At 65.4% G+C, this 13,365-nt stretch carries 14 protein-coding genes; 7 read left to right on the top strand and 7 right to left on the bottom strand.

Annotated elements, in window-relative coordinates:
- The first annotated feature begins 12 nt into the window (after positions 1 to 12).
- Positions 13 to 978, top strand: a complete 966-nt coding sequence (gene cofD / locus V9F06_13965) for a 2-phospho-L-lactate transferase (GenBank protein MEI2618714.1) — start codon at positions 13 to 15, stop codon at positions 976 to 978.
- Positions 975 to 1,685: a 2-phospho-L-lactate guanylyltransferase gene (gene cofC, locus V9F06_13960; GenBank protein ID MEI2618713.1), complete on the top strand. Its 711-nt coding sequence runs from the start codon at positions 975 to 977 to the stop codon at positions 1,683 to 1,685. Before cofD ends, cofC begins: the two co-directional genes overlap by 4 nt.
- Here the strand turns inward: cofC and V9F06_13955 are convergent.
- Together V9F06_13955 and V9F06_13950 are read right to left on the bottom strand one after the other, a co-directional pair.
- A complete protein-coding gene (locus V9F06_13955; protein MEI2618712.1) occupies positions 1,625 to 1,819 on the bottom strand; it encodes a hypothetical protein in 195 nt (64 codons plus the stop codon). The genes cofC and V9F06_13955 overlap by 61 nt on opposite strands.
- On the bottom strand, positions 1,819 to 2,469 hold the full coding sequence (locus tag V9F06_13950) for a helix-turn-helix domain-containing protein (GenBank protein ID MEI2618711.1): 651 nt from the start codon (positions 2,467 to 2,469) through the stop codon (positions 1,819 to 1,821). The genes V9F06_13955 and V9F06_13950 overlap by 1 nt, the downstream gene beginning before the upstream one ends.
- A 290-nt stretch (positions 2,470 to 2,759) precedes the next feature.
- Between V9F06_13950 and V9F06_13945 the strand changes: the two genes are divergently transcribed.
- The 4 genes from V9F06_13945 (at position 2,760) to V9F06_13930 (ending at position 8,181) form a co-directional block, all read left to right on the top strand.
- On the top strand, positions 2,760 to 4,598 hold the full coding sequence (locus V9F06_13945) for a peptide ABC transporter substrate-binding protein (GenBank protein ID MEI2618710.1): 1,839 nt from the start codon (positions 2,760 to 2,762) through the stop codon (positions 4,596 to 4,598).
- Positions 4,599 to 4,871: 273 nt separating this feature from the next.
- Complete coding sequence (locus V9F06_13940; GenBank protein MEI2618709.1) at positions 4,872 to 5,846, top strand: C40 family peptidase; 975 nt, start codon at positions 4,872 to 4,874, stop codon at positions 5,844 to 5,846.
- Positions 5,847 to 5,929: 83 nt separating this feature from the next.
- On the top strand, positions 5,930 to 7,309 hold the full coding sequence (locus tag V9F06_13935; protein ID MEI2618708.1) for a hypothetical protein: 1,380 nt from the start codon (positions 5,930 to 5,932) through the stop codon (positions 7,307 to 7,309).
- A 23-nt stretch (positions 7,310 to 7,332) separates the two neighbouring features.
- Complete coding sequence (locus V9F06_13930; GenBank protein MEI2618707.1) at positions 7,333 to 8,181, top strand: PIG-L family deacetylase; 849 nt, start codon at positions 7,333 to 7,335, stop codon at positions 8,179 to 8,181.
- Here V9F06_13930 and V9F06_13925 read toward each other — a convergent pair.
- The 4 genes from V9F06_13925 to V9F06_13910 form a co-directional block, all read right to left on the bottom strand.
- Positions 8,178 to 9,932, bottom strand: coding sequence for an MDR family MFS transporter (locus V9F06_13925; protein ID MEI2618706.1), 1,755 nt, complete (start codon positions 9,930 to 9,932; stop codon positions 8,178 to 8,180). The two genes, V9F06_13930 and V9F06_13925, sit on opposite strands and share 4 nt — an antisense overlap.
- A 16-nt stretch (positions 9,933 to 9,948) precedes the next feature.
- Positions 9,949 to 10,458 (bottom strand): MarR family transcriptional regulator, encoded by a 510-nt coding sequence (locus tag V9F06_13920; protein ID MEI2618705.1) that lies wholly within the window; start codon positions 10,456 to 10,458, stop codon positions 9,949 to 9,951.
- Between the two features lie 124 nt (positions 10,459 to 10,582).
- A complete protein-coding gene (locus V9F06_13915) occupies positions 10,583 to 10,852 on the bottom strand; it encodes a hypothetical protein (protein ID MEI2618704.1) in 270 nt (89 codons plus the stop codon).
- 160 nt (positions 10,853 to 11,012) lie between these two features.
- The gene (locus tag V9F06_13910) at positions 11,013 to 11,897 is read right to left on the bottom strand and encodes a universal stress protein (protein MEI2618703.1); all 885 of its coding nucleotides are present in this window, start codon (positions 11,895 to 11,897) and stop codon (positions 11,013 to 11,015) included.
- A gap of 173 nt (positions 11,898 to 12,070) precedes the next feature.
- Between V9F06_13910 and V9F06_13905 the strand changes: the two genes are divergently transcribed.
- Positions 12,071 to 12,943, top strand: a complete 873-nt coding sequence (locus V9F06_13905) for an FRG domain-containing protein (GenBank protein ID MEI2618702.1) — start codon at positions 12,071 to 12,073, stop codon at positions 12,941 to 12,943.
- An 11-nt stretch (positions 12,944 to 12,954) separates the two neighbouring features.
- Here the strand turns inward: V9F06_13905 and V9F06_13900 are convergent, their stop codons facing one another.
- Positions 12,955 to 13,341, bottom strand: coding sequence for a cupin domain-containing protein (locus tag V9F06_13900; protein MEI2618701.1), 387 nt, complete (start codon positions 13,339 to 13,341; stop codon positions 12,955 to 12,957).
- Between the last annotated feature and the right edge of the window lie 24 nt (positions 13,342 to 13,365).

Below are 13,365 nucleotides of genomic sequence, written 5' to 3'. Positions count from 1 at the left end.
GAGCGGCGCGAGATGACCCAGCGAATCGTGACACTGGCAGGCGGAGTCGGCGGAGCCAAGCTCGCCCACGGACTGCAGATGGCGCTCGACGACCCAACCATGATGACGGTCATCATCAATACCGCGGATGATTTCCAGCTCTACGGGCTGCATATCTCTCCCGATATCGACACAGTGATGTACACGCTGGCCGGCCTCGCCAACACGGCCACCGGCTGGGGTGTCCGCGACGATACGTTCACGACGCTGACGATGATGTCACAGTACGGCGAGGATCCCTGGTTCCAGCTCGGTGACCGCGACTTCGCCACCCACATCCTTCGCACCCGGGCGCTGCGCGCGGGCACGACGCTAACCGTGGCAACCACCAGCCTGGCCCGGGCACTCGGCATCACACCAACCCTGCTGCCGATGACCGACGACCCTGTTGCGACACTGATCGACACGCCCGGCGGCCGGCTGGACTTTCAGGATTACTTCGTCGCCCGTCGCCACGCAGATATCGTCACCGACGTTGTGCTGGACGGCATCGCGGCGGTGCGGCCCAGCCCTGCCGCGCTGGACGCTCTCTCCACAGCCGACGCGGTCATCATCTGCCCATCGAACCCGATCGTGTCGATCGGCCCGATTCTGGCCGTGCCGGGGCTGCGCGACGCGGTCGAGTCGGCATCGGGTCCCCTCATCGTCGTCTCGCCGATCGTCGGTGGCGAAGCGCTCAAGGGGCCGGCGGCGCTGATGATGGAGGGGCTTGGCCACGAAGTCTCAGCGCTTGGTGTTGCCCGGATGTATGCCGGCCTGGCGACGGGAATTGTCATCGACGCGGTCGATTCCGCGCTCGCCCCGGCGATAGAAGCACTTGGCATGCAGGCATTGGTTACGGACGCGATCATGCGCGACGATGCCGGTCGCGAGCGGCTTGCTCGCGAAGTGCTCGATTTCGCGACGACGCTTGCCGCGGCGCGAGCCGGAGCACGATGAAGACCAGCGCGATCGATCGTCGGAGTACAACCATGAGCGCTGCGGCCGATCTCCGCATCTACGCGCTGCTGCCATTCCGCGGGCTGGTGAACGCCAAGAGCCGGCTAGCCAGCGCGCTATCCGAGGCGGAGCGACGCCAGTTGGCGCTCGCGCTGCTGAATCGCGCGGTAGCCGCCGTTGCCGACGCTGGAGTCGAGCGCATCGCCGTCGTGACACGCGATCCGCTGCTGGCCGCTTCCGGCCTCGATCCACGCGCCGAAGTGCTGCTCCAGGACAACGAGGGGCTGAATGCCGCCGTGCGCCAGGGGCAACGCTGGGCGCTATCTGGTGGCGCGGGTGGGCTGTTGATTCTGCTGCCCGATCTGCCAACGCTCGATGTCGCCGATATCCGCGCGATCATCGACGCAGCCGCGCCGGACGCCGCGGTCCTGGCGCCCGACCGCCACGGAACCGGGACGAACGCGCTGCTGCTCGCGCCGCCAGACGGGATTGCGCCGGCCTTCGGCGTCGGCAGCGCCGCTCGCCATCGTCGCAGCCTGGCGCTAGCCGATATCCCGATCACCGACGTGGAGCGGCGCGGCACGCACCTCGACCTTGACACACCGGACGATATCCGGGCGCTCGAGAATGCGCGCCGAGCCGCCGATCATGCTCCGGGAGCCTCGCGATCCGCCCCGAAGGTGAACCACCATTCATCCGGTGTGTAAGGCAACGGCGTCCGCACCCACTGGCGAACCAGGAGCGAGATCGTCGTTACCAGTGTTGCCAGGCCAAGCCCGCCCGAGACGATCCCGACCAGCTTCGCCGTGCCGACCGATGCCTCCAGATCAGATGTCCGCATCATGCACCTCCTGTCGCGGCCAGAACCCCTGCTGCTGGATTCAGCAGCTTGTGGGCCATCGCGCGGGCCGCCACGCGCAGCGCCTCGGCGTCGGCGGGAAAGCCGAACGTCAGGCATGCATACACCGATTCCTCGATCGCGCCGGATAGCAAGTAGGCCAGTAGCTCCGGGTCTCCGCCAGGGACGGCGGCCTCGCCTCGGGCAGCCGCTTGCTGGATCGCGCGGGTCAATGGCGCGTTGTAGCGGCGACGACTTTCGGCCACTTCGCGAATCGCGTCAGCCGGGATCTGGCGGCGAAACAGATCGATCTCCGTCCGGTGAGTCATGTGGAGTTCGAATGTCAGATCCACCAGCGCGTCGATCAGCCCAGCGAACGGGCCCGCCCAGCCATCGACCAGACGCTCGATCTCGCCGGCCATCGCCTCGCGGAACCGCGCCCGCAACGCTGCGACGAGCGATTCCTTGCTGCCGACATACAGGTAGACCGTGCCGCTGGCGACACCGGCTCGCGCGGCGATCTGAGCGACCGTCGTCAACTCGATTCCCTGGTCGAGGAAGAGCTCCATCGCGGCGTCGAGCAGCTCCTCGCGTCGCTGCGCCTCTGGGATCGACCGGGGTCTTCCGCGCCGTCTTGTCGTCGATGTTGTCACGCATTGCCTCTGCCACTATATACTGACGCCAATTCATTATATACCATCTCGCGAGTATTCAAAAGTGGTTGCGCAGAACGCAAACAATGACGCATACTTAGTTAGTTGCGCCGCAACCGCGCTGGGTGGCTGGATACCCCGTAAGTCCTCCCGTGCCGAATTTCCACGTATGGAGTCCCCTGTCGGGCGTCCTGGTTCAGGCGCTTGCGCATCTGCGCAAGCCCTTGATCGCGCTGTCTTGCGGGGGTATTGAGCGGGCCCGTGGGGCCTCGGGAAAGGTATCGATCGACGTGAGCCTCAGTCAGAAGCTGGACCAGCTGCAAACCGATGTGCTATCGGGCAAGCTCACACGCCGCGCCACGCTGAAGCGCGGACTCGCTCTCGGCCTGAGTGCGCCGGTGATCGCTGGCCTGTTGGCGGCCTGCGGTGGCAGCGGCAGCACCACGCCGGCCGGCGGTGGAGCAACGGCCCCGGCTGGCGGCGCGACGGCTCCGGCTGGCGGCGCAACTGCCCCGGCTGGCGGCTCGGCGGGGTCCGGTCAGGCGGGTGGTAGCGGAACGCTTCGGCTGCTGTGGTGGCAGGCGCCGACGATCCTCAACCCGCACCTCTCGACCGGCACAAAGGACTCCGACGGTTCGCGCATTTTCTACGAGCCGCTCGCAGACTTTGACACTGATGGCAACATGTTCCCGGTTCTCGCGACCGAAGCACCGACGCTGGACAACGGCGGCGTCTCCAAGGATGGTCTGAGCATCACCTGGAAGCTGCGCGAAGGCGTGAAGTGGCACGATGGCAAGCCGTTTACGGCTGATGATGTTGTGTTCACCTGGGAGTACGCTTCCAACCCGGCGACCTCCGCGGTCACCCAGGGAATCTATTCCCGCGCAGCGTCCGTCGAAAAAGTCGACGACCTGACGGTCAAGGTTTCATTCGCGAAGCCATCGCCGGGTTGGTACGACCTGTTCGTTGGGCCGAATGGTGGCGTCTTGCCGAAGCACGTCTTTGGCGACTATGTTGGCGAGAAGTCCCGTGACGCATCAGCGAACCTGGCCCCGGTCGGCACTGGCCCGTTCAAGCTCAAGGAATTCCGCGCCGGCGACACCGTCTGGGGAGATCGCTTCGTTGATTACTGGGATGCCGGCAAGCCTCACTTCGACAGTGTCGAGATGAAGGGCGGCGGTGATTCACAGGGCGCGGCCCGCGCCGTGCTGCAATCTGGTGAGGCTGACTGGGCCTGGAACCTGCAGGTCGAACCATCGGTGCTGGCACAGATGGAGCAAGGCGGCGCTGGCATTCTGTTCTCTGGTCCTGGCGCCAGCTCCGAGCGAGTCATGATCAACTTCGCCGACCCGAACAAAGAAGTTGATGGCGCGCGCTCCGAGCCGAGCACCCAGCACCCGATTTTCAAGAACAAGGACGCGCGTAACGCGATCGCCCTGTCGGTTCAGCGCGATGTGATTGTCGAGCAGCTGTACGGTAAGGGCGGTACGGTTACCCCGAATAACTTGAATACTCCACCGCAGTTCGTCTCGCCGAACACGACGTGGGAGTACAACATCGACAAGGCGAAGGAGCTGCTGGCGGGAGTACCGGAGGCGGCCGGCTACAAGCTGCTGTTCCAGACTTCGATCAACTCTGTGCGGCAGAAGACGCAGGAGATCATCAAGCAGAGTCTTGAGAAGGTGGCATTCAAGGTCGAGCTGAAGTCGATCGACGGCTCGGTCTTCTTCTCGTCCGACGCCGGCAACCCGGACACCAACCGGAAGTTCTATGCCGATCTGCAGATGTACACCAACGGGCCGGATAGCCCCTACCCGATCGCCTGGGCGCGGCGCTTCCGTAGCGATGAGATCTGCCAGAAGTCCAACAGCTGGGCAGCAACAAACGTCACCCGCTACAACAACCCCGAGTTTGACAAGCTCCACGATCAGGCACAGGTTGAGATGGATCCGGCCAAGCAGGCCGAATTGTTCATCGCGATGAACGACCTGACGGTCAACGACTTCGTCGAGGTGCCGATCGTGCACCGCGGCAACCTGATCGCCGTATCGAAGACTCTCGAGGGCTACTCTCCGGCCGCCTTCATGAGCGATGTCTACGACATGAAGAACTGGAGCAAGAAGGCCTAGACACGCCAACCTCCGGGCAAAGCGCGACAGCGCCACGACGGTTGCCCGTCGTGGCGCTGTCGCGCTTGCCGAGGACGAAGGCGGCGCGCAGTTCAGCCTTGTGGCGCCGAACCGGGAAGCGAGTGACAGCGCATATATGACAAGACTGTCTGGATAGATGGCACGCATCCGGAACCAATATCAGGTCTCGTTTGTTATCCTCTATGTTGGCCTGATTCGCGCGACGACGGCCCAAGCCGCGTCGGTTACGCACGAACGGTAATGGATCTGCGCATGCGTCGCCTCTCGAGCATCCCGCTCATCCTTCTGTTGCTCACATTGCTTACGTCAGCCAGCCTGCCGACGCCGGTGGCTCGCGCCGAACCCGGCGGTGTCGTCGTCGTCCTCGGCCAGTGGTCGGACCAGATTCAGCAGGCGGCAGCCGCGGAAAACGTTCCGTGGCAGGTCGTCGCGTCGGTCGTGATGGTCGAGTCGGCCGGCAACCCCGCGCTGATCTCGCCGTCTGGCGGCATCGGGCTGATGCAGGTCCGGCCGGACCTCTTCCCGAGCGCAGCCGGGGTTGATCTGACCGACCCGGCGACGAATCTGCGGGCTGGCGTGGCGATTCTCGCCACCCTCGACCAGCGCTGGGGGTCGTGGTCACAGGTTGCGGCAGCGTATACGGGGCGGATCGACGAACGGGGCAACACCGTCGAGCGGCTGGATGACCATGGCCTGACCGGCCGCGAGTACGTCGCCCTCATCGAGCGCCAGTCCGCCAGCCTCGGCTATCCGATCGGACCCGTTGCCGTGCCATATAGCCTCGTCCCACGCGAGGTCGATGTTGTCCGCATGGCGATGTCGGCGCTCGGCACGCCCTATGTCTGGGGTGGCGAGTCGTACGACGAGGGTGGGTTCGACTGCTCCGGTCTCGTCCAGTGGGCATGGGCGCAACTGGGCGTATCGGTTGTTCGGACCGCCGCCGAGCAATTCGCCGCGACCCAGCGGCTCGACCCGGCCGATGTCCAGCCGGGCGACCTCATCTTCTTCGCCAACACTACCCCGGTCGGCCGACAGGCGAGCGCGCTGGCCGGCCAGCAGAACGACGGCCAGCCCGTATGGGTAATCACCCATGTCGGCATCTACGTCGGCAACGGGATGATGATCCACGCCCCGGACGTCGGCGAGTTCGTCCGTGTCGACAAGCTCGACACACCCTTCTGGCGCGCCCATCTTGCCGGCTACGGCCGGGTCGCCACCGGCCGCTGAGCTCCGGCCCGGGCTCCACGTATCCTTTCCGGCGGGCGGCACGTGGTCGCCATGTGGACCACGCGACGAACGGAGCCGCTCGGATGAACGCTCGCCCACTCTATGCTGTCCTGCTCTGCCTGCTGTTGCTGGCCGGCTGCGCCGGCTTCGGTGGCACGAGCAGCACATCGCCAACCGCCGCCAGCGTCGCGACGGTCGAAGCAGTTGCGCCGACAGCCACAGCGGCGACCGCGACAGCCACCACGGAGACGGCGGCCAGTCCGACAGCGACACCAACCGAGCCTTCCGCCACGCCGGCTGCGTCGCCGGAGGGGTTGCAGGAGCAGTTCGCCGAGATCGAGCGGCGTGTCGTCGACTTGCGCGGGCTGACGCCAACGATGCCGATCGAGCCGAGGCTGATCTCCCGGCAGGAGCTTCACGACAATCTCGTGCGGCTCCAGACCGACGAGTACAGCGAGGAGAAGGCGCGCGAGGATGCCAACGCCCTCTGGCTGCTACGGCTGACCGACGACCGTGACCTGGATTTGTTCAACCTCTACATCGACTTGCTGACTGAGCGCGTCCTCGGCTATTACGACCCCGAGACGAAGGAACTGTACGTCGTCAACGATAATCCGACGCTCTCGCCGCTGGGCGAGATGACCGTCGCCCACGAGATGGTTCATGCGTTGCAGGATCAGCACTCGGATCTGCTGTCAGTTCGCAGCGACGACATCGACGGGGATCGGTCACTGGCCCATAGCGCGCTGATCGAAGGGGACGCCGAGGTTACCGCAACCCGGTATGTGCTCCAGTATTTCAGCCGTTCCCAGCTGATGGATCTGACCACCGAGAGCAATGACTCTTCATCCGATGTCCTCGACCGCGCTCCGGCCTACATCCGCGACTCCCTCTATTTTCCCTATATCGAGGGGGTCACGTTCGCCACCCAACTGTTCCAGCTGCGCGGTGTCGAGGGACAGACTGCGGCGCTCGCCGATCCACCCATCTCGACCGAGCAGATTCTTCATCCCGAGAAGTATCTGGTCGAGCGTGACGATCCATTGCCCGTCGTGGTCCCTGACCTCGAACGAGCCCTCGGCAGTGGGTGGCGGATGGCGCGCACTGACTCGATCGGCGAGTTCGACCTGCGAATCCTCCTCCGCGAAAACGGGGCACAGAATGCGGACAGTGCCGCAGCTGGCTGGGGTGGCGGCCAATACAGCCTCTATAGCGGGCCGGCCGCCGGAGATTCGCTCATGGTCATTACGGTCGAATGGGATACCGAAGCGGACGCCAGCGAGTTCGTTACCGCCCTCGGCCAGACGTTCCGCACGGCCGACCCGGCCGGCCAGATCATCAGCGACAGCCAGGGACGGCACAGCGCCGTTATTCGGGCGGGAGCATCGGTTACCCTGATCACCGGAACCGATCAGGATTCCGTCGTTCGCGCTCGAGATGCGCTCTCGGCGCAGTCAAGCTGATTACGCAATGAAGGGCAGGCACGATGACCGAGACGGATAGCAGGCCGACGTTGCTGGCGATCTTCGCCCACCCCGACGACGAAGCATTCGGCTGCGGCGGGGCGCTGGCTCGCCACGCCGCCGCCGGCCACCGGGTTGTGCTCGTCTGCGCAACACGCGGCGAGCTGGGAGAGATCAGCGACCCGGCGCTGGCGACGCCAGAGACGCTGGGCGAGGTCCGCGAGCAGGAGCTGCGCTGTGCCGCCGCCGCGCTCGGTATCTCCGAGCTGATCTTCCTGGACTATCGCGATTCCGGCATGGCCGGGACGGAGGGGAATACCGACCCTCGCGCGTTCGCGGCGCAGCCGGCCGACGCGGTCGTCCGCAAGCTGGTCGAGGTCATTCGCCGCGAGCGGCCCGGCGCGATCCTGACATTCGAGCCGGGCGGCGGCTATGGCCATCCAGACCACATCGCGGCGCACCACCACACGATGGCGGCGTTGAGCGCGGCAGGCACGACAACCTATGCGCCCGAGCTTGGCGCGCCCTGGCGGACGCCACTGACCTGGTGGTCGGTCCTCCCCCGGTCGGCGTTTCGCGCGCTGCGCGACGCGATGTCCAGCGCGGGTCTCGACACCACCTGGGCCGACGAGCTGATCGAGACTTCGGCCGGCTGGCCCGACGATGAGGTGGATCTGATGCTCGATATCGCCGCCTGGACCGACGACAAGTGGCGAGCGTCCGAGTGCCACGCAACTCAATTCGGAGAGAACAACCTGATCCGACAGGCTCGAGAGTCGCTCGGCCCCGGACTGATGACCCACGAGGCGTTCGTGCTGGCGGCCGACAGCCGTCGCAGGGACGCGCCGCCGGCCGACCTGCTTCCCAGTTAGTCGCTCGACCCTGGCAATGGCCGGGATTGGCCCAGCCGGTCGCTGCCGGCGCTAATCGGCGCGCTCTGGCCGCCGGCCAGGCTCGTTGGAATCTCCGCCGCCGCTGCCGCAACGGCTTCGCCAGTCACAGCAATGGGGTCTTCGGCGAAGCTGGAGCGCAGCGGGATCTCACGGAGGAAGAGCACGGAGACGACCGCCAGCGCCATCATGACGGCGCCCACGGCGAACAGGTCGCCAATGGATGCCGAGAGGCTGTCGCGGACGGTGAGCATGAACTGGTTGAACAGATCGTTGCCCGATGCCCCCGCTGCGCCGAAGAGTTGGCGCAGGCTGGTCATCGTCTGCTCTGATAGCAGTACCTGCGGATTGCCGAGCTGGGTGAGCTGATCTGCCGGGATGACCTGCCGGATCTCAGGAGACAGACTCGCGTTGAACGATGCGTGGAAGCGATTGGTCATGATCGTGCCAAACAGCGCCGCGCCGATCGTCCCGCCGATCGAACGGAAGAACGTCAGGCTGGCGGTCACCTCGCCGAGCTGGCGGAACGGGAAGGCGTTCTGGACGATGATCGTGAACAGGCTCATCGAGACGCCGATGCCCAGGCCGAGGATGATCATGTTGCGGATGACGACGCTGCTGGAGACATCGGCCGGCATCCGCGCAAGCAGGGCCATGCCAACCGTCGCGACCACGAAGCCGCCCAGCGCCAGGAACTTGTAGCGTCCGGTTCGCGACATGATCTGGCCACCGACGATGCTGCTGACGATGAAGCCGAGCATCATCGGAGTCAGCACCGCGCCGGAGTTCGTCGCGCTCTTGCCCAGCACTCCCTGGATAAAGAGCGGCAGGTAGAGGGTCGCGCCGAACATTCCTGCCGCTGTCAGGAACGTTGCCAATGACGAGACACGGAAGATCTGGTTGCGGAACAAGCGCGGGCTGATGATTGGCTCGGCCGCCTTCGTCTCGATAACGACGAATGCAGCCAGCGCGATGACAGCGAAGACGAGCAGGCCAATGATCTGCGGCGAGCCCCAGGCATACTCCGTTCCAGCCCAGGAGAAGCCAAGCAGCAGCGGGACTGTCCCCGCGACCAACGCGGCTGCGCCGAGGTAGTCGACTGTGTGCGACCGGCGAGTGACCTTGCGCGGCAGGGCCAGTCCGGCGACGATGAGCGCCAGCACGCCAACCGGCATGTTGACGTAGAACACCCAACGCCAGCCCCAGTTATCGGTGAGCCACCCACCGAGGGTCGGGCCGACGATCGTCGTCAACCCGAAGACGGACATCAACAGCCCCTGCCACTTGCCACGCTCGGCCGGCGGGAAGACGTCGCCGATGATCGCCATCGCGATCGGCATCATCGCCCCCGCGCCGAGCCCCTGGATGCCGCGAAACAGGATGAGTTGCGGCATGCTCTGCGCCATGCCCGACAGGGCCGAGCCAAGCAGGAAGATGACCATACCGAGCATATAAAACGGCCGGCGGCCATAGATGTCGGAGAGCTTGCCGTAGATCGGCACGCTGACCGTCGAGGCCAGCATGTAGGCGGTGAAGACCCAGGCATAGTGCTCGAGACCATGGAGATCCGCGATAACGCGCGGCATCGCTGTGCCGACGATGGTCTGGTCGAGTGACGATAGCAGCATGCCGAGCATGACCGCGGCCACGATCGAGATTATCTTCCAGCGTGAGTCGCGGGCCTCGTCGAATGGGGAGTTGGCTTCGTGCGTGGTTGAGGAGATCGATTCCAACGTCGGGTGCCTCCTGCTAGTCCGCCTGCTGAGCGGTTACGTAGCGCAGCGAGCACGCCGCGCCATGTTCTGTCGGCCGGCGATGTTCCAGTCGCTCGACCGCGCTGGCCATAATCTCGAACGCATCGACGACCACAGCCAGCTCCGGGTCGGTCAGAACCTCGACGAGCTCATCGAGGCGCGCATGACTGATGCCATGCAAGCGCTCGACCTCGCGCTGGCCGGCCGGTGTCAGCCGGCAGACGACGACACGCCGATCGGCGGCATCGCTCACCCGTTCGACGAGCTCCTTGTCGACCATCCGGTCAATGAGGCTGGTTGTTGCCGGCAGGCTTGTGCCAAGCACTTCCGCAATCGCGCTCATTCGCTGCGGGCCGGTGAACAGCAGCGCAAGCGACCGAAGCTGGGGCATCGTCAGGTCGAACTGCGACCACTCGGCGGCGTAGCGCCGCCGCGCCATCCCAGACCGTATTCGTCCCGCCAGCTCGACAAAGCGGCGGGTCAGATCCTCTCGCTTCCCGGTCATGATCACCCCTGCGCTCGAATGGTGTTGTTCCAACACCATAGATAGTTCCACGGTGTGGAACTATATCACTGGCGTGAAGTGATACACGCAGATGACGAGGATCAGATTCTGCGACGTGAGATGATCAGGCGAAACGGACGAAAGCTGCGACAAGGAGCGCGCTGCCGAGCGCGACAAGAAGGGCGACGCGGCCGGCGACGGTTAGCGCCGAGGCGACGCCGTCTGGCTGGTGTTCTTCGAGCAGAGAGCGGGGAACATAGTACGTGCGGCCATGGCGCTGGAGGCCAACGATGGGATCCACCCCGTTCCGTGACACGCGCGACCGGCAATAGAGGAGGGTCAGAAGCGCGACCGCGAGGACGGCTATCGTGACACTGAGCGCGAGACTTGCCATGTTCACGAGCGAGGCTCCTGTTCGATCCCGGGCGTCGGACCGCCCCGCGCGATCCTCTCCCATACTATGACAACGCAAAGCTGATGCCGCGGTCACGGAAACGATACATTCCAGCGCTTTCGAGCAGGTGATCTGACGCTGAGACGTCGATAACTGCCGCTCAGCCGGCCCACGCGGTGTTTATCGGCGTCTGCGCATCGCGAGAGCGCAACCAGGCCGGCGGCAGCACGAGGACCGGAACAGGCAGCTGCTGGCTGACCAGCTCGGCGAGAAGGCCGGCCAGTGTCCGTTCGATATCGACCTGACTTCGCGCCGCCAGCACGATGAGGTCGGCTTCGCCCTCGCGTGCCGCCACTGCTGTCTGGCGAGCACGATCGCCGATCCTGACCTCCCACGTCGCCGACAGGCCGTCGCGCGCGGCGTTTTCGGCGACTCTCCGCAGCGCATGCGCCGGCACCTCGTGGCTACTCTCGAACGCCTCCCCGTGAACGATTGCCGGCCGCGGCGGCGTCGGATCAGCGATGTCGAGGAGATGGAGCGTCGGGGCAATATCTCGCTGTGGGCCGAGCAGCTCGATTACCGCCTCGACCAGGTCGCCAGCCTTCTCCAACGAATCGATCGGGATGAGGACGTGACGAAGCCGGACGGGACAGGCAACGGTGACGCCGGGCAGGATGACCACCGGGCAACGAGCGCCGGTGACGACGCGGCCGGCGACGCTGCCGAGCACTTTGCGTTCGACACCACGCCGGCCATGGCTGGCCATCACGATGACAGGGTGCTCAACCTCGGCGGCGACATCGAGGATGACCACAGCGGGATCACCGTACTCGACGAGCGACCGCGCCCGTTCGCCGATCGACCCGGCGACACCGTCCAGGTAGCCCTGGCGCGGCGCGGCCTGCTCGTCGCGCGAAACCGCGGAGACGACGACGACCGCGGCATCATCGCCACCCGGAATCATCCGCGTGCAGTCGATCGCTCGCGCGGCGATCCCGTCGAGATCAACCTGCGGATCGCTTAGCGGGATTACCAGCGTGGTCACGGCTCGGCCCCCTTCGTTACCATCGGGTGGGCGATCTCACCCGTTGGAAGGGTAGTCTCCAGCGAGTGACGAACGGGTGACAAAGGCGCGCCGGGCGTAACAGATTCGCGACAGGTCGGCCAGCGTGTACCGTTGTGAGCATCAATCAGGCCGGGCGAAGGACGAGGGGCGAAATGCAGGAGATACGGGTCGCGAGCTGGGACGAGCTGGTCGATACCCTCTATGCCGGGTCGTGGGAGCCGGGTATCGGGCGCTTCCGTTCTGACGATGTCTTTCGCGGCGTCTCGAACGCCGCCTTCTCGACGCTGAACACCAGCCTGATGCGCCTCGGCGGACCCTACCAGCAGCTGGAGGGCCATCTGCTGCGCAACTTCCGCAAGTACGCGCACATGGAGATGATCGACCGCATCCCGATCGACTCGACCTGGCACTGGCTGGCCGTCGCCCAACACCATGGGCTGCCGACTCGCCTGCTCGACTGGACCTATTCACCGTTCGTCGCGATGCACTTCGCGACCGCCGCCCTCGACCACTTCGACACCGATGGGCTGATCTGGTGTGTCGATTATGTCGAGACGAAGCGCTTTCTGCCGATCGGTCTCCGGGCGGTGCTGGACGACGAGGGGGCCAACGTCTTCACGGCGGAGATGCTTCAGCGGGCGGCGGCGTCACTGCCGGCCTTCGACGCGCTTGCGGCCGGCGGCCAGTTCGTGACCTTCTTCGAGCCGCCTTCGCTCGACAACCGGATCGTCAACCAGTATGCGCTCTTCTCGCTACTCTCCAGCCCGCGTCTGAGCCTCGATGACTGGCTGCTGGAACACCCGGAGCTGCTGCGACGAGTCATCATCCCGGCCAGCCTGAAGTGGGAGATCCGCGATAAGCTCGACCAGGCCAACATCACCGAACGTGTGCTTTTCCCCGGGCTGGACGGGCTGAGCGCCTGGCTACGCCGCCACTACGGCCCGCGGCGCGACCTGACGCTCCAGCACGCCGAGGCGCTCGACGGTGTTCAGGGGACGTCGCTGCCGGTGCCAACCGAGCAATAGACGGCGCGCGACTACTCGCGGTCGAACGGCAGATGATCGTCGGCGGCAGCAGCCCGAGCCGACGGGTAGCCGATCGTCAGCAGGAACGCGCCGTCCTCGACCGCCCGGACGGAGTGCGGGGCGCCCTCGACAATGGCGATCATCGCGCCGACGTCGAGCGTGACTTCGCCGGTTCCGACGGAGACTGCCATCCGCCCGCGCAGGGTCTGGATCGTGATCGGCCCGGGCGCGGTGTGCTCGTGCAGCTCGACCCCGGCATTCATCGTCACCAGCACGACTCTCAACCGGTCGGCTTTGACCAGAATCTGCGCCCGCCGGCCACTGTGTCCACCGCCAGGCAGGAAACGATCGACTTCCTGATCGAGGTCGAAGACCGCCAGCACCGATTCGTGATCCATCCCATCACCCCTCTCCACGATGTC

It is taken from the genome of Thermomicrobiales bacterium, from assembly GCA_037045155.1.
Classification (GTDB): domain Bacteria; phylum Chloroflexota; class Chloroflexia; order Thermomicrobiales; family CFX8; genus JAMLIA01.
Note: the sequence above shows the minus strand (reverse complement) of the source record. Positions and strands in the feature narration are given on the sequence as shown.